30 protein-coding genes are annotated in these 15,524 nt (G+C 53.9%); 28 read left to right on the top strand and 2 right to left on the bottom strand.

Features of this window, described 5'->3' with window-relative positions:
• Positions 1-20: 20 nt before the first annotated feature.
• Entirely contained in the window at positions 21-935 is a 915-nt protein-coding gene (locus HKD46_RS06370) for a DMT family transporter (RefSeq protein WP_043153503.1), read from the bottom strand.
• A 354-nt stretch (positions 936-1,289) separates the two neighbouring features.
• Here HKD46_RS06370 and rpsJ point away from each other — a divergent pair, with 354 nt between their 5' ends.
• From rpsJ to rplQ, 28 genes are all read left to right on the top strand, one after another.
• Complete coding sequence (gene rpsJ / locus HKD46_RS06365) at positions 1,290-1,601, top strand: 30S ribosomal protein S10 (RefSeq protein ID WP_005307944.1); 312 nt, start codon at positions 1,290-1,292, stop codon at positions 1,599-1,601.
• Positions 1,602-1,623: 22 nt separating this feature from the next.
• The gene (gene rplC / locus HKD46_RS06360) at positions 1,624-2,256 is read left to right on the top strand and encodes a 50S ribosomal protein L3 (RefSeq protein WP_010672559.1); all 633 of its coding nucleotides are present in this window, start codon (positions 1,624-1,626) and stop codon (positions 2,254-2,256) included.
• A gap of 17 nt (positions 2,257-2,273) precedes the next feature.
• Positions 2,274-2,879, top strand: coding sequence for a 50S ribosomal protein L4 (rplD, locus tag HKD46_RS06355; protein ID WP_005340616.1), 606 nt, complete (start codon positions 2,274-2,276; stop codon positions 2,877-2,879).
• A complete protein-coding gene (rplW, locus tag HKD46_RS06350) occupies positions 2,876-3,178 on the top strand; it encodes a 50S ribosomal protein L23 (protein ID WP_005307955.1) in 303 nt (100 codons plus the stop codon). Before rplD ends, rplW begins: the two co-directional genes overlap by 4 nt.
• Before the next feature lie 15 nt (positions 3,179-3,193).
• The gene (gene rplB / locus HKD46_RS06345) at positions 3,194-4,015 is read left to right on the top strand and encodes a 50S ribosomal protein L2 (RefSeq protein ID WP_010672560.1); all 822 of its coding nucleotides are present in this window, start codon (positions 3,194-3,196) and stop codon (positions 4,013-4,015) included.
• Between the two features lie 22 nt (positions 4,016-4,037).
• Positions 4,038-4,316 (top strand): 30S ribosomal protein S19, encoded by a 279-nt coding sequence (gene rpsS / locus HKD46_RS06340; protein ID WP_005307960.1) that lies wholly within the window; start codon positions 4,038-4,040, stop codon positions 4,314-4,316.
• Between the two features lie 10 nt (positions 4,317-4,326).
• Positions 4,327-4,671 carry a 50S ribosomal protein L22 gene (gene rplV / locus HKD46_RS06335; RefSeq protein WP_010672561.1) on the top strand — a complete coding sequence of 115 codons (345 nt, stop codon included), beginning with the start codon at positions 4,327-4,329 and terminating at the stop codon, positions 4,669-4,671.
• Between the two features lie 3 nt (positions 4,672-4,674).
• A complete protein-coding gene (gene rpsC, locus HKD46_RS06330; protein WP_005331168.1) occupies positions 4,675-5,388 on the top strand; it encodes a 30S ribosomal protein S3 in 714 nt (237 codons plus the stop codon).
• 13 nt (positions 5,389-5,401) lie between these two features.
• On the top strand, positions 5,402-5,815 hold the full coding sequence (rplP, locus tag HKD46_RS06325) for a 50S ribosomal protein L16 (RefSeq protein ID WP_010672562.1): 414 nt from the start codon (positions 5,402-5,404) through the stop codon (positions 5,813-5,815).
• Complete coding sequence (rpmC, locus tag HKD46_RS06320) at positions 5,815-6,006, top strand: 50S ribosomal protein L29 (protein ID WP_005307965.1); 192 nt, start codon at positions 5,815-5,817, stop codon at positions 6,004-6,006. The genes rplP and rpmC overlap by 1 nt, the downstream gene beginning before the upstream one ends.
• A complete protein-coding gene (rpsQ, locus tag HKD46_RS06315; protein WP_005307966.1) occupies positions 6,006-6,254 on the top strand; it encodes a 30S ribosomal protein S17 in 249 nt (82 codons plus the stop codon). Before rpmC ends, rpsQ begins: the two co-directional genes overlap by 1 nt.
• Before the next feature lie 148 nt (positions 6,255-6,402).
• Entirely contained in the window at positions 6,403-6,771 is a 369-nt protein-coding gene (gene rplN, locus HKD46_RS06310) for a 50S ribosomal protein L14 (protein WP_005307975.1), read from the top strand.
• Positions 6,772-6,782: 11 nt separating this feature from the next.
• The gene (gene rplX / locus HKD46_RS06305) at positions 6,783-7,100 is read left to right on the top strand and encodes a 50S ribosomal protein L24 (protein ID WP_005307977.1); all 318 of its coding nucleotides are present in this window, start codon (positions 6,783-6,785) and stop codon (positions 7,098-7,100) included.
• Positions 7,101-7,113: 13 nt separating this feature from the next.
• On the top strand, positions 7,114-7,653 hold the full coding sequence (gene rplE / locus HKD46_RS06300; RefSeq protein ID WP_005331162.1) for a 50S ribosomal protein L5: 540 nt from the start codon (positions 7,114-7,116) through the stop codon (positions 7,651-7,653).
• A 10-nt stretch (positions 7,654-7,663) separates the two neighbouring features.
• Positions 7,664-7,969, top strand: coding sequence for a 30S ribosomal protein S14 (gene rpsN / locus HKD46_RS06295; RefSeq protein WP_005331161.1), 306 nt, complete (start codon positions 7,664-7,666; stop codon positions 7,967-7,969).
• 19 nt (positions 7,970-7,988) lie between these two features.
• The gene (rpsH, locus tag HKD46_RS06290) at positions 7,989-8,381 is read left to right on the top strand and encodes a 30S ribosomal protein S8 (protein ID WP_010672564.1); all 393 of its coding nucleotides are present in this window, start codon (positions 7,989-7,991) and stop codon (positions 8,379-8,381) included.
• 13 nt (positions 8,382-8,394) lie between these two features.
• The gene (rplF, locus tag HKD46_RS06285) at positions 8,395-8,928 is read left to right on the top strand and encodes a 50S ribosomal protein L6 (protein WP_010672565.1); all 534 of its coding nucleotides are present in this window, start codon (positions 8,395-8,397) and stop codon (positions 8,926-8,928) included.
• A 9-nt stretch (positions 8,929-8,937) separates the two neighbouring features.
• On the top strand, positions 8,938-9,291 hold the full coding sequence (gene rplR, locus HKD46_RS06280; RefSeq protein ID WP_041212181.1) for a 50S ribosomal protein L18: 354 nt from the start codon (positions 8,938-8,940) through the stop codon (positions 9,289-9,291).
• 14 nt (positions 9,292-9,305) lie between these two features.
• Positions 9,306-9,806, top strand: a complete 501-nt coding sequence (gene rpsE, locus HKD46_RS06275; protein WP_005340605.1) for a 30S ribosomal protein S5 — start codon at positions 9,306-9,308, stop codon at positions 9,804-9,806.
• A 6-nt stretch (positions 9,807-9,812) separates the two neighbouring features.
• Complete coding sequence (gene rpmD / locus HKD46_RS06270) at positions 9,813-9,992, top strand: 50S ribosomal protein L30 (protein ID WP_005307985.1); 180 nt, start codon at positions 9,813-9,815, stop codon at positions 9,990-9,992.
• A 2-nt stretch (positions 9,993-9,994) separates the two neighbouring features.
• Positions 9,995-10,432, top strand: coding sequence for a 50S ribosomal protein L15 (gene rplO / locus HKD46_RS06265; RefSeq protein ID WP_005307987.1), 438 nt, complete (start codon positions 9,995-9,997; stop codon positions 10,430-10,432).
• An 8-nt stretch (positions 10,433-10,440) separates the two neighbouring features.
• Positions 10,441-11,769 (top strand): preprotein translocase subunit SecY, encoded by a 1,329-nt coding sequence (gene secY / locus HKD46_RS06260; protein WP_010672567.1) that lies wholly within the window; start codon positions 10,441-10,443, stop codon positions 11,767-11,769.
• A 27-nt stretch (positions 11,770-11,796) separates the two neighbouring features.
• Entirely contained in the window at positions 11,797-11,910 is a 114-nt protein-coding gene (gene rpmJ, locus HKD46_RS06255; RefSeq protein WP_005319705.1) for a 50S ribosomal protein L36, read from the top strand.
• A 139-nt stretch (positions 11,911-12,049) separates the two neighbouring features.
• On the top strand, positions 12,050-12,406 hold the full coding sequence (gene rpsM / locus HKD46_RS06250) for a 30S ribosomal protein S13 (protein WP_005307991.1): 357 nt from the start codon (positions 12,050-12,052) through the stop codon (positions 12,404-12,406).
• A gap of 14 nt (positions 12,407-12,420) precedes the next feature.
• Positions 12,421-12,810 carry a 30S ribosomal protein S11 gene (gene rpsK, locus HKD46_RS06245; protein WP_005319702.1) on the top strand — a complete coding sequence of 130 codons (390 nt, stop codon included), beginning with the start codon at positions 12,421-12,423 and terminating at the stop codon, positions 12,808-12,810.
• Between the two features lie 39 nt (positions 12,811-12,849).
• On the top strand, positions 12,850-13,470 hold the full coding sequence (gene rpsD / locus HKD46_RS06240) for a 30S ribosomal protein S4 (RefSeq protein ID WP_010672568.1): 621 nt from the start codon (positions 12,850-12,852) through the stop codon (positions 13,468-13,470).
• A 25-nt stretch (positions 13,471-13,495) separates the two neighbouring features.
• Complete coding sequence (locus tag HKD46_RS06235) at positions 13,496-14,485, top strand: DNA-directed RNA polymerase subunit alpha (protein WP_005307997.1); 990 nt, start codon at positions 13,496-13,498, stop codon at positions 14,483-14,485.
• A 43-nt stretch (positions 14,486-14,528) separates the two neighbouring features.
• A complete protein-coding gene (rplQ, locus tag HKD46_RS06230; RefSeq protein ID WP_005307999.1) occupies positions 14,529-14,912 on the top strand; it encodes a 50S ribosomal protein L17 in 384 nt (127 codons plus the stop codon).
• Between the two features lie 413 nt (positions 14,913-15,325).
• Here the strand turns inward: rplQ and HKD46_RS21180 are convergent.
• Positions 15,326-15,524 (bottom strand): hypothetical protein (locus tag HKD46_RS21180; protein WP_221413904.1); only part of this gene is annotated, 199 nt, incomplete at its 5' end.

Genomic DNA, 15,524 nt, shown 5'->3' with positions numbered 1-15,524 from the left:
GAGATGCGCCCTTTTGTCTGTCAGGCGTGGGGGTCGCTCACCTTGCGGTAGCGCTTGCCATATTTGAGTTGCTGGATAAGCAGGGCGGCGACGATGAGAGCCAACCCGATGGGGGTTGCCGGGTGAATGGTTTCGCCGATCAACAGGTTGAGCAGCACCAGAGAGGCAAACGGCGAGATGAAGATGAGGTTGCTGATGGGGGCTGTGTTGGTGGCGTGGCGCAGGGCCATCAGCCAGAGCACGAAACCGAAGCCCATCTCGAACAGCCCCACATAGATGGCGCCGGCCCATCCCTGCCAGGCGGTCATGGCAAAGTCCGAGAGCAACCAGGTCGCCACGATGATGAAGGGCAGGCTGATGAGGAAGCCGAGCAGCAGGCTGACGACGGGATCCCCCTGATTGCGGGTGTTGAGGATCCAGTAACCGGCCCAGATCAGGGTCGACACCAGCGCCAGCGTGACGCCGAGGGGGCTGTCGAACTGTAGACCGAACACGTCCCCCCTGGTGGCGATCACCAGGGCGCCGAAATAGCCGAGCACGATGGCGACGCCATCGCGGCGGCGCAGCTTTTGACCGAGGAAGGGAACGGCCAGCAGGCTGAGGGTGATGGCCCAGGTGTAGTTGAGAGTCTGCGCCTGCTGGGCGGGCAGCAGATCATATGCCTTGAACAGCAGCAGGTAATAGAGGAAGGGGTTCAGGACCCCGAGAGCGAGGTAGTAGAGGGGGCGACTCTTGATGTAGTCGAGCAGTAGCGGCAGTTTGCCCTGACAGGCCACGATGCATCCCAGGGTCAGGGTCGAGGTGCTGGCGGCGACCAGCAGCAGCTGTACTGGTTCAAAGTAGGCGAGGGAGATCTTGAAGGCGCTGGCCACCGTGGACCAGAGGGCGACGGCACAGAGCCCGTACTGGTAGGCTTTCTTCTGATTCTTGAGCATGGGATGCGTTCCGCAAACAGGGGCGAGGGCGCAGTCTATCAGCCTGTTTGCAACATTGTCGTTACCGTCTCGCCGAGGGCGATGATTTGATCGCCTGGAGATCCATCCGCCACACAACATTGCGCACAATCTGTCCGCCTTCACTTGCGTGAGTGGAAAAAATCCGTATAATCCCCTCCGCTTGCCCATGAGGCAGCCAGACGATATGTCTGCTTGCTGAGCTTCCCGTTTACGAGTTGCCAGCCATACAGTCCTCCCGATATGGGAGGAAACGTGAAAAATCACACCTCTGGCGGGAGTAATCTCGGTCGGGCGGTGTTGATTTATGTTCTTTTATCTATTGGAGCTCTGTCAATGCAGAACCAAAGAATCCGTATCCGCCTGAAGGCTTTTGATCATCGCCTGATCGATCAATCCACTGCGGAAATCGTTGAAACTGCTAAGCGCACTGGCGCGCAGGTTCGCGGTCCTATCCCGCTGCCGACTCGCAAAGAGCGTTTCACCGTTCTGATCTCCCCGCACGTCAACAAAGACGCGCGTGATCAGTACGAGATCCGCACTCACAAGCGTCTGGTAGACATCGTTGAACCGACTGACAAGACCGTTGACGCTCTGATGCGTCTGGATCTGGCAGCTGGTGTAGACGTCCAGATCAGCCTGGGTTAATTACGGAAAGAGGTTGATAACAATGACAATCGGTCTTGTAGGTCGCAAAGTGGGTATGACTCGCATCTTCACTGAAGATGGCGTTTCTATCCCGGTGACTGTTATCGAAGTTGAAGCTAACCGTGTAACTCAGGTCAAATCTGTAGAAACCGACGGCTACAACGCTATTCAGGTTACCACTGGCGCCAAGAAAGCCAGCCGCGTAACCAAGCCGGAAGCTGGCCACTTCGCCAAAGCTGGTGTAGAAGCCGGTCGCGGTCTGTGGGAATTCCGCCTGAACAACGGTGAAACTTTCACTGTTGGTAGCGAGCTGAAAGTAGATCTTCTCGCTGACGTTAAGCTGGTAGACGTTACCGGCACATCCAAGGGTAAAGGTTTTGCCGGTACTGTTAAGCGCTGGAACTTCCGTACCCAGGATATGACCCACGGTAACTCCCTGTCCCACCGTGTACCTGGCTCCATCGGTCAAAACCAGACCCCGGGCCGTGTATTCAAGGGCAAGAAGATGGCTGGTCACATGGGTGCTGAGCGTGTAACGACTCAGAACCTGGAACTGGTTCGTGTTGACGCTGAACGCAACCTGCTGCTCATCAAAGGCGCAGTACCGGGTGCAACCAACGGCAACGTGATCGTCAAACCTGCCGTCAAAGCGTAACGTCTGAGGAGATAGTAATGGAATTGGTAATGAAAGACGCCAAGAGCGCTCTTGAAGTTTCCGAGACTACCTTCGGGCGCGAATTCAACGAAGCTCTGGTTCACCAGGTTGTCGTTGCATATGCCGCTGGTGCCCGTCAGGGTACTCGTGCGCAGCTGACTCGCTCTGAAGTGTCTGGTGGCGGCAAAAAGCCGTGGCGTCAGAAGGGTACTGGTCGTGCCCGTGCTGGCTCCATCCGTTCGCCCATCTGGCGTTCCGGTGGTGTGACCTTTGCTGCTAAGCCGCAAGATCACAGCCAGAAAGTAAACAAGAAGATGTACCGCGGCGCTATCCGTAGCATCCTGTCCGAGCTGGTACGTCAAGAGCGCCTGATCGTTGTTGAGAAGTTCGGCATCGAAGCGCCGAAGACCAAAGAACTGATCGCCAAGCTGAAAGAAATGGAACTGACTGACGTTCTGATCGTGACTGCTGAAGTCGATGAGAACCTGTTCCTGGCTGCTCGTAACCTGTACAAAGTTGACGTGCGTGACGTTGCCGGTATCGACCCGGTCAGCCTGATCGCTTTCGACAAGGTTCTGATGACTGCTGACGCAGTTAAGCAAATCGAGGAGATGCTGGCATGATCCGTGAAGAGCGTCTGCTGAAAGTTCTGAAGGCTCCGCACATCTCTGAAAAGAGCACCATGGTCGCAGAAAAGCAGAACACTATCGTGTTCAAAGTTGCTGTTGATGCCACCAAGGCGGAAGTCAAAGCTGCAGTTGCGAAACTGTTCGAGGTCGAAGTTGAGACCGTCCGTACCCTGAACATGAAGGGTAAGACCAAGCGCGCAGGTGCACGCGTAGGCCGTCGTTCCGATTGGAAAAAGGCTTATGTGACCCTGAAAGCTGGTCAGGACATCGACTTCATGGGCGCAGCCGAGTAAGAGGAGTTCTGAAAAATGGCAATCGTTAAGTGCAAGCCTACTTCTCCGGGCCGCCGCCACGTCGTCAAGATCGTCAACCAAGAGCTGTACAAGGGCAAGCCCTTCGCCGCTCTGCTGGACAGCAAAAGCAAGTCCGGTGGCCGTAACAACAACGGTCGTATCACCACTCGTCATATCGGTGGTGGTCACAAGCAACACTACCGTCTGATCGACTTCAAGCGCGACAAAGACGGCATTCCGGCCAAAGTTGAGCGTCTGGAATACGATCCTAACCGTACCGCAAACATCGCCCTGGTGCTGTATGCAGACGGTGAGCGTCGTTACATCCTGGCTCCGAAAGGCCTGAAAGCTGGTGATGCAATCGCCTCTGGTGCTGATGCTGCCATCAAGGTAGGTAACACCCTGCCGATGCGCAACATCCCGGTCGGTTCTACCGTTCACGCCGTTGAGATGAAGCCTGGTAAAGGTGCCCAGCTGGCTCGTTCCGCTGGTACTTTCATCCAGATCCTGGCTCGTGAAGGTAACTATGTAACTCTGCGTCTGCGTTCCGGCGAAGTACGTAAAGTTCTGGCCGAGTGCCGCGCTACCATCGGTGAAGTGGGTAACTCCGAGCACATGCTGCGTCAACTGGGTAAAGCTGGTGCTAACCGCTGGCGTGGTATTCGTCCGACCGTTCGCGGTATGGCGATGAACCCGGTTGATCACCCGCACGGTGGTGGTGAGGGTCGTAACAAGGGCATGCAGCCTGTGTCCCCATGGGGCCAGAAGGCTAAGGGCTTCAAGACCCGTAAGAACAAGCGTACCGACAAGTACATCGTACGTCGTCGTAACAAGTAATTGTTAACATAGAGGAATCACCATGCCACGTTCTCTCAAGAAGGGTCCATTTATCGACCTGCACTTGCTGAAGAAGGTAGAGAAAGCGGTGGAAAGCGGGGATAAAAAGCCGGTTAAGACCTGGTCCCGTCGTTCAATGATCATCCCGAACATGATCGGTTTGACCATCGCTGTCCATAATGGTCGTCAGCACGTTCCGGTTTTCGTTACCGAAGAAATGATCGGTCACAAACTGGGTGAATTCGCACCGACTCGTACTTATCGCGGCCATGCTGCTGATAAGAAGGCTAAGAAGCGCTAAGGGATAAATGATGGAAGCTATCGCTAAACACCGTTATGCCCGTACTTCTGCCCAGAAAGCTCGTCTGGTAGCCGATCAAGTACGTGGTCTGTCCGTAGACAAGGCTCTGAACATCCTGACCTTCAGCCCGAAAAAGGCTGCTGTTCTGGTGAAGAAAGTGCTGGAATCTGCCATTGCCAACGCTGAGCACAACGAAGGTGCCGATATCGACACCCTGCGTGTTGCCACCATCATGGTAGACGAAGGTCCCTCCATGAAGCGCATCCGCCCGCGTGCCAAAGGTCGCGCGGATCGTATCCTCAAGCGTACCGCTCACATCACTGTAGTGGTATCCGACGCTAAGGCTGGGAGATAAGCAATGGGTCAGAAAGTACATCCTAATGGCATTCGCCTGGGTATTACCAAGCCTTGGAATTCTACCTGGTTCGCGAACACCAAAGACTTCGCTGACAACCTGTACAGCGATTTCCAAGTACGCCAGTTCCTGACCAAGGAGCTGAAAAACGCTTCCTTGTCCAAGATCACCATCGAGCGTCCGGCCAAGAGCATCCGTGTGACCATTCACACCGCTCGTCCGGGTGTCGTGATCGGCAAGAAAGGCGAAGACGTTGAAAAACTGCGCAAAGCTGTAGCCGCAATCGCTGGCGTGCCTGCTCAGATCAACATTTCCGAAGTCCGCAAGCCGGAGCTGGATGGCAAACTGGTTGCCGACAGCATCACTTCCCAGCTGGAGCGTCGCGTAATGTTCCGTCGTGCTATGAAGCGCGCCGTACAGAACGCCATGCGCCTGGGTGCCAAGGGCATCAAAGTGGAAGTTTCCGGTCGTCTGGGCGGTGCTGAAATCGCGCGTACCGAATGGTACCGTGAAGGTCGTGTGCCCCTGCACACCCTGCGCGCCGACATCGACTACGCAACTTCTGAAGCCCACACCACTTACGGTGTGATCGGCGTTAAAGTTTGGATCTTCAAGGGCGAAGTTCTGGGCGGTCTGGCTGCAGTCAATGCTGCCGCTGCTCAAGAGCAAGCTCCTGCGAAGCCCAAGCGTGACAACAAGCGCCGCGCTGCCAAGTAAGGAGATTCGGTAAATGTTGCAACCTAAGCGTACTAAATTCCGCAAGACCCACAAGGGTCGTAACCGCGGTCTGGCCAATGCCGGTAACGAAGTATCCTTCGGTACCTTTGGCCTGAAGGCGACATCTCGTGGTCAACTGACTGCTCGTCAAATCGAAGCAGCCCGTCGTGCCATGACCCGTCACGTTAAGCGTCAAGGCAAGATCTGGATCCGTGTGTTCCCGGACAAGCCCATCACCGAAAAGCCCCTCGAAGTTCGTATGGGTAAAGGTAAGGGTAACGTGGAATACTGGGTTTGCCCGATCCAGCCTGGCAAGGTTCTGTACGAGATGGATGGTGTACCTGAGGCTCTGGCGCGTGAAGCGTTTGCCCTGGCCGCAGCTAAGCTGTCTGTTCAGACCACTTTCGTAATTAAGACGGTGATGTGATGAAAGCCCAAGATCTGCGTCAAAAGAGCGTCGAAGAACTGAACCAGGAGCTGCTGGGTCTGCTGCGTGAGCAATTCAACATGCGCATGCAAGCTTCCACCGGCCAGCTGGCTCAGACTCACACTCTGAAACAAGTGCGTCGTGACGTCGCACGTATCAAGACTGTACTGACTGAGAAGGCAGGTGCGTAATGACTGACAAGATCCGTACTCTGCAAGGTCGTGTAATTAGCGACAAGATGGACAAATCCATCACCGTCGCTATCGAGCGCAAGGTAAAGCACCCGATCTACGGTAAGATCATCAAGCGCACTACCAAGCTGCACGTGCATGACGAGAACAACGAGTGCAAGGCTGGCGATCTCGTGGAAATCCGCGAGTGCCGCCCGCTGTCCAAGACCAAGTCCTGGACCCTGGTTGCTGTCGTAGAAAAGGCCTAATTCGGTACTTTTTAGCCCAAACGGCCCCCCATCGGGGCCGTTTGTTTTTTAGGCTACCTTTTCAAAAATAGCTGTGTTATAGTTTCGCGCCTTTTGAAGGCAGCCAGATCCCATCAGGGATAAGAAGTAAACAAAGCGGAGCACTAAGATGATCCAGATGCAAAGTATGCTGGGTGTTGCCGACAACTCCGGCGCTCGCAGTGTAATGTGTATTAAGGTTCTGGGTGGTTCGCACCGCCGTTATGCCGGCATCGGCGACATCATCAAGGTTTCCATCAAGGAAGCCATTCCTCGCGGTAAAGTGAAGAAAGGTGATGTGTATAACGCGGTGGTCGTACGCACCCGTAAAGGCGTTCGTCGTCCGGACGGCTCTGTCATCCGTTTCGACAACAATGCGGCTGTGTTGCTTAACAACAACCAACAGCCAATCGGTACTCGTATTTTTGGCCCGGTGACCCGTGAACTCCGTAACGAGAAGTTCATGAAGATTGTGTCCCTGGCACCCGAAGTACTGTAAGGAGTCGAACGATGGCAGCTAAAATCCGTCGCGAAGACGAAGTAATTGTTCTTACCGGCAAAGACAAGGGCAAGCGTGGCAAAGTCACTCAAGTCCTGATTGCAAAAGGTAAGGTAATCGTGGAAGGCATCAACCAGGTGAAGAAACACCAAAAGCCGGTACCCGCACTGGGTCAGGCTGGCGGCATCGTCACCAAAGAAGCCCCCATCGATGTATCTAACGTCGCGCTGTTCAACTCTGCCACTGGCAAGGCTGACCGCGTTGGTTTCCGGATTGAAGACGGCAAGAAAGTCCGTTTCTTCAAATCCACCGGCGAACTTGTGAAGTAATTGGAGTTTAACGATGGCGAAACTGCATGATTACTACAAATCCGATGTAGTAAATGAACTGTCCAAGCAGTTCGGTTACAAGACTATCATGCAAGTCCCTCGGATCGAGAAAATCACCCTGAACATGGGTGTTGGTGAAGCGATCTCTGACAAGAAGTTGCTGGAAAATGCTGCTGCCGATATGGCTGCCATTTCCGGTCAGAAACCGCTGATCACCAAAGCACGCAAATCTGTTGCGGGCTTCAAGATTCGTGAAGGCTACCCGATAGGTTGTAAAGTAACCCTGCGTGGCGAGCGTATGTGGGAGTTCCTGGAACGGCTGATTTGCATCTCCGTACCGCGTATCCGTGACTTCCGTGGTCTGAACGCCAAGGCGTTCGATGGCCGTGGTAACTACTCCATGGGCGTGCGTGAGCAAATCATCTTCCCGGAAATCGACTATGACAAGGTCGATCGCGTCCGTGGTCTGGATATCACCATCACCACTTCCGCGAATACCGACGAAGAAGGCCGTGCTCTGCTGGCTGCCTTTAACTTCCCATTCCGCAAGTAAGGTTAGGGTTATGGCTAAAACATCCATGAAAGCACGTGAAGCAAAGCGTGCGAAGCTGGCAGCCAAGTTCGCGACCAAGCGTACCGAGCTGAAAGCTATCATCGTTGATATGAACGCTTCTGAAGAAGCGCGTTGGGATGCTGTCTTGCAACTGCAACAGCTGCCCCGTGATTCCAGTCCGTCCCGCCAGCGTAACCGTTGCAACATCACTGGTCGTCCGCACGGTTTCCTGCGGAAGTTTGGCCTCTCTCGCATCAAGGTGCGTGAGCATGCCATGAAGGGCGAAATTCCGGGCCTCAAAAAGGCCTCTTGGTAAGAATCTCGGGAGTTAGACTATGAGCATGCAAGATCCGATCGCGGATATGCTGACCCGCATCCGTAACGGTCAGGCGGCGAGCAAAGTTGCGGTTTCCATGCCTTCTTCCAAGCTGAAAGTGGCTATCGCCAAAGTGCTGAAAGAAGAAGGTTACATCGCTGGCTACAACGTAGCTGGTGACGTGAAACCGGAACTGGAAATCGAACTGAAATATTTCCAGGGCAAGCCGGTTGTAGAACTGATCCAACGCGTGAGCCGTCCCGGCCTGCGTATTTACAAGCGCACTACTGATCTGCCGAAAGTCATGGGCGGTCTCGGTGTTGCTATCGTGTCCACGTCTAAAGGTGTGATGACCGACCGTGCTGCCCGTAAGGCAAGCATGGGTGGTGAGATCATCTGCTACGTCGCTTAATAGGAGGTCGGAAATGTCTCGCGTTGCTAAGGCACCCGTCACTATTCCTGCTGGCGTAGAGGTGACTCTGAACGGCCAAGAACTGTCCATCAAAGGTGGCAAGGGTTCCCTGGTTCGTTCCATCCACGCCGGTGTAGAAGTGACCAAAGAAGACAATGTACTGAAGTTCGCCCCGCGCGACGGCATCGCTGGTGCTGACGCTCAGGCCGGTACTGCCCGTGCATTGGTCAACAACATGGTAGTCGGTGTTACCCAAGGCTTCGAGCGCAAGCTGCAGCTGGTTGGTGTAGGTTACAAAGCCTCCATCAAGGGCAATGCTGTTGCGCTGGCACTGGGCTTCTCTCACCCGGTAGAGCATGCGCTGCCGGCTGGTGTCACCGCTGAATGTCCGTCCGCCACCGAGATCGTTCTGCGTGGTGTGGACAAGCAGCTGGTTGGCCAAGTCGCCGCCGATATCCGTGCTTACCGCGCTCCGGAGCCCTACAAGGGCAAGGGTGTACGCTATGCCAACGAGCAAGTGCGTACTAAAGAAGCTAAGAAGAAGTAAGGTAACACTATGGACAAGAAAGCAGCTCGTCTCCGTCGTGCTACTCGTGCTCGGAAAAAGATGCAGGAACTGGGAGCTACCCGTCTGGTTGTTCACCGTACCCCGCGTCATATCTATGCGCAGGTTATTGCAGCCAACGGTTCCGAAGTTCTGGCCTCTGCTTCCACAGTAGAGAAAGCCATCAGTGAAGCTCTGAAATACACCGGTAACGCAGATGCTGCTACCGCTGTAGGTAAGGCTATCGCTGAGCGTGCTATTGCCAAAGGCGTTCAGAACGTATCTTTCGATCGTTCCGGTTTCAAGTATCACGGTCGTGTAGCCGCTCTGGCTACCGCTGCTCGTGACGCTGGTCTTCAGTTCTAAGCTAGGAGTCGAAGATGGCTAAAGTCGAATCTCAAGCCGGCGAACTGCAAGAAAAGCTCATTGCAGTAAACCGTGTTTCGAAAACTGTTAAAGGTGGTCGTATCATGTCCTTCACCGCGTTGACCGTGGTGGGTGATGGTAACGGCCGTGTAGGTTACGGTTACGGTAAGGCCCGTGAAGTTCCGGCCGCCATTCAAAAGGCGATGGAACAGGCTAAGCGTAACCTGAACAAGGTTGAGCTGAACAACGGCACCCTGCACCACCCGGTGCGTGGCGTTCACTCTGGTTCCACCGTGTTCATGAAGCCGGCCTCCCAAGGTACTGGTATCATTGCAGGCGGCGCCATGCGTGCCGTACTGGAAGTTGCTGGTATCCACAACGTGCTGGCCAAGACCTACGGTTCCACCAACCCAATCAACGTTGTTCGCGCAACTGTCGACGCTCTGGTTCACGGTCAATCACCGGAACAGATCGCGGCCAAGCGTGGTCTGCGCGTTGAAGAAATTCTGGGGTAATGCGACATGGCTAACACTGTAAAAGTAACTCAAACTCGCAGCTCTATCGGCCGTCTGCCAAAGCACAAGGCGACTCTGCGTGGTCTGGGTCTGCGTCGCATTGGTCACACCGTTGAGCTGGAAGATACTCCCTGCGTACGCGGCATGATCAACCAGGTTTATTACATGGTTAAGGTGGAGGGCTAAGCATGCGTCTGAATACTCTGTCTCCGGCCGCTGGCTCCAAGCGCGTCAAGCACCGTCCGGGCCGTGGTATCGGTTCTGGTCTGGGCAAGACCGGTGGTCGTGGTGTTAAAGGTCAAACCTCTCGTTCCGGTGGCGGCAAGGTCCGCAACGGTTTCGAAGGCGGCCAGATGCCTTTGAAAATCCGTCTGCCGAAGTTCGGTTTCTTCTCTCGCAAATCTTTGGTTTCTGCCGAAGTGCGCCTGAACGAAATTGCCCTGGTAGAAGGTGATGTGGTCGACGTGAGCACTCTGAAGCAAGCCGGTGTTATTACCAAAAACATCGTGTTCGCTAAAGTTGTTCTGTCTGGCAACATTGACCGTGCTGTGACCGTTCGTGGTCTGTCCGTCACCAAGGGTGCACGTGCAGCCATCGAGGCCGCTGGCGGTAAAATCGAGGAATAATCAGTACAATGGCTAAGAAACCAGGATTGGATGTTAAAGCACAAGGTGGTCTGAGCGAACTGAAGAGCCGTCTGCTCTTCGTTCTCGGGGCAATTATCGTGTTCCGTGCAGGCTCTTATGTGCCGATCCCTGGTATTGACGCCGCCGTACTGGCCGAGTTGTTCCAACAACAGAAGGGCACCATCATTGAGATGTTCAACATGTTCAGTGGTGGTGCACTCTCGCGTGCTTCTATTCTTGCACTGGGGATCATGCCGTACATTTCGGCGTCGATCATTATCCAGTTGCTGACTGTGGTTCATCCTGCTCTTGCTGAACTCAAGAAAGAGGGTGAATCCGGCCGTCGCAAGATTAGCCAATATACCCGTTGGGGCACGCTGGTTTTGGGAACGTTCCAGGCCATTGGTATTGCAACCGGTCTGCCGAATATGATGCAAGGACTCGTGACTCATCCGGGTTTGGGCTTCTATTTCACAGCCGTTGTGAGTCTGGTCACCGGTACCATGTTCTTGATGTGGTTGGGTGAACAGATTACCGAGCGTGGGATTGGTAATGGTATCTCGTTGATTATCTTCACAGGTATCGTCGCCGGTCTGCCTCATGCCATTGGCGCTACGGCCGAACAGGCACGTCAAGGGGAATTGCACATCCTGCTGTTGTTGTTGCTGGGCTTGATTGTTTTCGCTGTGACTTACTTTGTGGTGTTCGTGGAGCGTGGTCAGCGTCGTATCGTCGTTAACTATGCCAAGCGTCAACAAGGCCGCCAGGTATTCGCTGCGCAAAGCACACACCTGCCGTTGAAAGTGAATATGGCCGGTGTGATTCCTGCGATTTTCGCATCCAGCATCATCCTCTTCCCGGGTACCATTACCTCCTGGTTTGGTCAGGGCGAGGGCAAGATCGCTGACATCCTGCAACAGGTCTCTATGGTCCTGCAGCCGGGTCAGCCCTTGTACGAGATGCTCTATGCAGCAGCCATTATCTTCTTCTGCTTCTTCTATACCGCGCTGGTGTTCAACCCCCGCGAGACAGCAGATAATCTGAAGAAGAGTGGAGCCTTTATCCCGGGGATCCGCCCGGGCGAGCAGACAGCACGTTACATCGATAAGGTTATGACTCGCCTGACATTGGCAGGTGCGCTCTATATTACCTTTATCTGTCTGGTACCCCAGTTCCTGATGACTGCCTGGAACGTACAGTTCTACTTCGGTGGCACCTCGCTGCTGATTATCGTGGTAGTTATCATGGACTTCATGGCTCAGGTTCAGACCCATATGATGTCTCATCAATATGGCGACGTCCTGAGGAAGGCCAACCTGAAGGGCTACGGCCGCTAAAGGTCGGCGTAGTTACGGAGTTAAGCAATGAAAGTTCGTGCTTCCGTTAAGGCAATCTGCCGTAACTGCAAAATCATCAAGCGTCACGGTGTGGTGCGTGTGATTTGCAGCGAGCCAAAGCATAAACAGCGCCAAGGCTAATTTTTTACGGTTAGTACTTGCAACAAATAGTTGTGCTGGCTAATATAGCCAGCCAACTTTTGTTGTGTATTGGTTGACCGCCACGTATCCGCTCACGGGCTTTGTGGTGGTCGTTATCTACTATATGTAGGAGTGAATAGTGGCCCGTATCGCTGGCATTAACATTCCTGACCATAAACATGCAGTCATTGCGTTGACTGCTATTTATGGCGTCGGTCGTACCCGCTCCAAGGCCATCTGTGCCGCAGCCGGTATCGCTGAGAATGTGAAAATTAAAGACCTGGACGAAGCTCAGATCGAGAGTCTGCGTGAACAAGTAGGTAAATTCACCGTTGAAGGTGACCTGCGTCGTCAGATTTCCATGAACATCAAGCGATTGATGGATCTGGGTTGCTACCGTGGTTTGCGTCACCGTCGTAGCCTGCCTGTTCGTGGTCAACGTACCAAGACCAACGCTCGTACCCGTAAGGGTCCGCGCAAGGCTATCAAGAAGTAACGGGAAGGTAGAAAATGGCTAAAACTCCGACTCGTGCTCGCAAGCGCGTTAAAAAGCAAGTGAGCGACGGTATTGCGCACGTTCATGCATCTTTCAACAACACAATCGTGACCATTACTGACCGTCAGGGCAATGCTCTGTCTTGGGCTACCTCTGGTGGTTCCGGTTTCCGTGGTTCCCGTAAGTCCACTCCGTTTGCTGCCCAGGTAGCTGCTGAGCGTGCTGGTGAGATCGCCAAAGAATACGGCGTGAAGAACCTGGAAGTCATGGTCAAAGGTCCGGGTCCCGGTCGTGAGTCTTCCATCCGCGCTCTGAACGCGGCTGGTTTCCGCATCACTAACATTACTGATGTGACTCCGATCCCGCACAACGGTTGTCGTCCTCCCAAGAAGCGCCGCGTGTAACGCTGTAGCTACTTGGTCTAGGATTGTTGGAGAAAGAAGATGGCAAGATATATCGGTCCTAAGCTTAAGCTTAGCCGTCGTGAGGGCACCGACCTCTTCCTGAAGTCTGGTGTTCGTGCGATTGATTCTAAGTGCAAGATTGACACCGTTCCTGGTCAACACGGTGCGCGTAAAGCGCGTCTGTCCGACTACGGTGTGCAACTGCGCGAGAAACAAAAAGTACGTCGTATCTACGGCGTATTGGAAAAACAGTTCCGCAACTACTACCGCGACGCTGCCCGTCAAAAGGGTAACACCGGTGAAAACCTGTTGCAGCTGCTGGAAGGTCGTCTGGACAACGTCGTCTACCGCATGGGCTTCGGCGCCACTCGTGCTGAATCTCGTCAGCTGGTGAGCCACAAAGCCATCATGGTAAACGGCCGCGTTGTGAATGTTCCTTCTTTCCAGGTATCCCCTGAGGACGTGATCTGCGTTCGCGAGAAGGCTAAGAAGCAAGCGCGTATCAAAGCTTCCCTGGAAGTTGCTGGTCAGCGCGAGAAGCCGACTTGGGTAGAGGTTGACGCTGCTAAGATGGAAGGTGCCTTCAAGCGCCTGCCTGAGCGTTCCGACCTGTCTGCCGACATTAACGAACAGCTGATCGTCGAGCTTTACTCCAAGTAAAGCTAGCTTCTAAAGAGAGGACACAATGCTGGGTTCTGTAACAGATTTTCTTAAACCGCGGCTAGTTGACATCGAGCAAGTTAGCCCGACTCACGCGAAAGTGACTCTCGAGCCGCTTGAGCGTGGCTTTGGCCACACGCTGGGCAATGCCCTGCGTCGTATTTTGCTGTCATCTATGCCCGGTTGTGCGGTTACTGAAGTCGAGATCGACGGAGTACTGCACGAGTACAGCAGCAAAGAAGGTGTACAGGAAGACATTCTTGAAATCCTGCTCAACCTGAAAGGTATCGCTGTGAAGCTGGAAGGCAAGGACGAGGTAACTCTGTCCCTGACCAAGTCTGGAACAGGCCCCGTTACCGCTGGTGATATCACTCACGGTGATGAAGTCGAGATCGTAAACCCGGAGCACGTAATCTGCCACCTGACTGGTGCAAATGCTGAGATCAGCATGCGCCTGAAAGTTCAGCGCGGTCGTGGTTATGTGCCTGCTTCTGCTCGTGTTCACAACGATGATGAAGAGCGTCCTATCGGTCGCCTGCTGCTGGACTCCGCGTTCAGCCCCATCGTTCGCATCGCCTACAATGTCGAGGCGGCACGTGTGGAACAGCGCACCGACTTGGACAAGCTGGTTATCGACATGGAGACCAATGGTACTCTGGATCCGGAAGAAGCCATCCGTCGTTCAGCCACTATTCTGGCAGAGCAACTGGAAGCCTTCGTGGATCTGCGCGATGTCAGCGTGCCCGAGAAGAAAGAAGAGAAACCCGAGTTTGATCCGATTCTGCTGCGTCCTGTCGATGATTTGGAGCTGACAGTTCGTTCAGCGAACTGTCTGAAGGCAGAAGCTATCCACTATATTGGTGATCTGGTACAGCGTACCGAAGTTGAGTTGCTTAAGACTCCTAACCTCGGTAAGAAGTCCCTGACTGAGATCAAGGACGTGTTGGCCTCCCGTGGTCTGTCTCTTGGCATGCGCCTTGAGAACTGGCCGCCCGCCAGCATCGCTGACGAGTAATCCAGATTACGGGTTTCACAGATTTAGTTAGAAGGATAAGGTCATGCGCCATCGTTTGAGTGGTCGTCAACTGAACCGGAACAGCAGCCATCGTCAGGCTATGTTCCGCAACATGGCCAGCTCCCTGGTTCGTCATGAGATCATCAAGACGACTCTGCCTAAGGCAAAAGAGCTGCGTCGTGTAGTTGAACCGCTGATCACCCTTGCCAAGACTGATAGCGTTGCTAATCGTCGCCTGGCATTTGCCCGTACTCGCGATAACGCGATCGTGGCTAAGCTGTTCAATGAACTGGGCCCGCGCTACCTGGAGCGCGCCGGCGGTTATACTCGCATTCTGAAATGCGGTTTCCGTGCTGGCGACAACGCTCCTATGGCTTACATTGAGCTGGTAGACCGCCCGGCCGCTGCTGAAGCAGCTGCTGAGTGATAAAAGAAAAAGCCGGGCTTGTCCCGGCTTTTCTTCTGGTGGATTCTGATACTGCCTCTACTGCCTCTACTGCCTCTACTGCCTCTACTGCCTCTACTGCCTCTACTGCCTCTACTGCCTCTACTGCCTTACTTTGTAAGTGAGCGATGATTTTTCAATAGTCTCTATATTAAGTCTTTATCTCTACCTGAACGACAGCGGTTCGTGTTACATAGCCCAGAGTGGGGCAATGTCATTGTTCATCTGACGTATTAAGCAGGCGTGAGTCATGGCGTGTGGCTGCTGTAGTGCCGTTGAGGGCTTCTTCTGTGGGTAAGCCTGTATAAAAGCTGTGCTTAGATATGAATAACTAAAAAAGTGTCGATTTTTGCAATTTTATTGCAGAGGAGGGGTTGCCAGAACGAATTCGCTCCCTATAATGCGCCTCCATCGACAGGGCAAGCGGTAACGCAAACAAGCCAGTCGGTGCCTCGAAAAAGCCTCGTAAAATAAGGCTTGACTCGAGAAGGCGGTTGAGTAGAATGCCACTCCCGCAGCAGCCAAAAGCTGCGTCGCTCTTTAACAATTTGAATCAAGCAATCTGTGTGGGCACTCACAGCATCGAGCATCAAA

Source organism: Aeromonas sp. TW 6 (assembly GCF_013168745.1).
Taxonomy (GTDB): Bacteria; Pseudomonadota; Gammaproteobacteria; order Enterobacterales; family Aeromonadaceae; genus Aeromonas; species Aeromonas caviae.
This window is presented reverse-complemented; position numbering and strand designations above follow the sequence as displayed.

Excerpts from the sequence above, each read along its gene's own strand:
- HKD46_RS06370 (WP_043153503.1), bottom strand. The coding sequence starts at position 935 with ATGCTCAAGAATCAGAAGAAAGCCTACCAGTACGGGCTCTGTGCCGTC.
- rpsJ (WP_005307944.1), top strand. The coding sequence starts at position 1,290 with ATGCAGAACCAAAGAATCCGTATCCGCCTGAAGGCTTTTGATCATCGC.
- rplC (WP_010672559.1), top strand. The coding sequence starts at position 1,624 with ATGACAATCGGTCTTGTAGGTCGCAAAGTGGGTATGACTCGCATCTTC.
- rplD (WP_005340616.1), top strand. The coding sequence starts at position 2,274 with ATGGAATTGGTAATGAAAGACGCCAAGAGCGCTCTTGAAGTTTCCGAG.
- rplW (WP_005307955.1), top strand. The coding sequence starts at position 2,876 with ATGATCCGTGAAGAGCGTCTGCTGAAAGTTCTGAAGGCTCCGCACATC.
- rplB (WP_010672560.1), top strand. The coding sequence starts at position 3,194 with ATGGCAATCGTTAAGTGCAAGCCTACTTCTCCGGGCCGCCGCCACGTC.
- rpsS (WP_005307960.1), top strand. The coding sequence starts at position 4,038 with ATGCCACGTTCTCTCAAGAAGGGTCCATTTATCGACCTGCACTTGCTG.
- rplV (WP_010672561.1), top strand. The coding sequence starts at position 4,327 with ATGGAAGCTATCGCTAAACACCGTTATGCCCGTACTTCTGCCCAGAAA.
- rpsC (WP_005331168.1), top strand. The coding sequence starts at position 4,675 with ATGGGTCAGAAAGTACATCCTAATGGCATTCGCCTGGGTATTACCAAG.
- rplP (WP_010672562.1), top strand. The coding sequence starts at position 5,402 with ATGTTGCAACCTAAGCGTACTAAATTCCGCAAGACCCACAAGGGTCGT.
- rpmC (WP_005307965.1), top strand. The coding sequence starts at position 5,815 with ATGAAAGCCCAAGATCTGCGTCAAAAGAGCGTCGAAGAACTGAACCAG.
- rpsQ (WP_005307966.1), top strand. The coding sequence starts at position 6,006 with ATGACTGACAAGATCCGTACTCTGCAAGGTCGTGTAATTAGCGACAAG.
- rplN (WP_005307975.1), top strand. The coding sequence starts at position 6,403 with ATGATCCAGATGCAAAGTATGCTGGGTGTTGCCGACAACTCCGGCGCT.
- rplX (WP_005307977.1), top strand. The coding sequence starts at position 6,783 with ATGGCAGCTAAAATCCGTCGCGAAGACGAAGTAATTGTTCTTACCGGC.
- rplE (WP_005331162.1), top strand. The coding sequence starts at position 7,114 with ATGGCGAAACTGCATGATTACTACAAATCCGATGTAGTAAATGAACTG.
- rpsN (WP_005331161.1), top strand. The coding sequence starts at position 7,664 with ATGGCTAAAACATCCATGAAAGCACGTGAAGCAAAGCGTGCGAAGCTG.
- rpsH (WP_010672564.1), top strand. The coding sequence starts at position 7,989 with ATGAGCATGCAAGATCCGATCGCGGATATGCTGACCCGCATCCGTAAC.
- rplF (WP_010672565.1), top strand. The coding sequence starts at position 8,395 with ATGTCTCGCGTTGCTAAGGCACCCGTCACTATTCCTGCTGGCGTAGAG.
- rplR (WP_041212181.1), top strand. The coding sequence starts at position 8,938 with ATGGACAAGAAAGCAGCTCGTCTCCGTCGTGCTACTCGTGCTCGGAAA.
- rpsE (WP_005340605.1), top strand. The coding sequence starts at position 9,306 with ATGGCTAAAGTCGAATCTCAAGCCGGCGAACTGCAAGAAAAGCTCATT.
- rpmD (WP_005307985.1), top strand. The coding sequence starts at position 9,813 with ATGGCTAACACTGTAAAAGTAACTCAAACTCGCAGCTCTATCGGCCGT.
- rplO (WP_005307987.1), top strand. The coding sequence starts at position 9,995 with ATGCGTCTGAATACTCTGTCTCCGGCCGCTGGCTCCAAGCGCGTCAAG.
- secY (WP_010672567.1), top strand. The coding sequence starts at position 10,441 with ATGGCTAAGAAACCAGGATTGGATGTTAAAGCACAAGGTGGTCTGAGC.
- rpmJ (WP_005319705.1), top strand. The coding sequence starts at position 11,797 with ATGAAAGTTCGTGCTTCCGTTAAGGCAATCTGCCGTAACTGCAAAATC.
- rpsK (WP_005319702.1), top strand. The coding sequence starts at position 12,421 with ATGGCTAAAACTCCGACTCGTGCTCGCAAGCGCGTTAAAAAGCAAGTG.
- rpsD (WP_010672568.1), top strand. The coding sequence starts at position 12,850 with ATGGCAAGATATATCGGTCCTAAGCTTAAGCTTAGCCGTCGTGAGGGC.
- HKD46_RS06235 (WP_005307997.1), top strand. The coding sequence starts at position 13,496 with ATGCTGGGTTCTGTAACAGATTTTCTTAAACCGCGGCTAGTTGACATC.
- rplQ (WP_005307999.1), top strand. The coding sequence starts at position 14,529 with ATGCGCCATCGTTTGAGTGGTCGTCAACTGAACCGGAACAGCAGCCAT.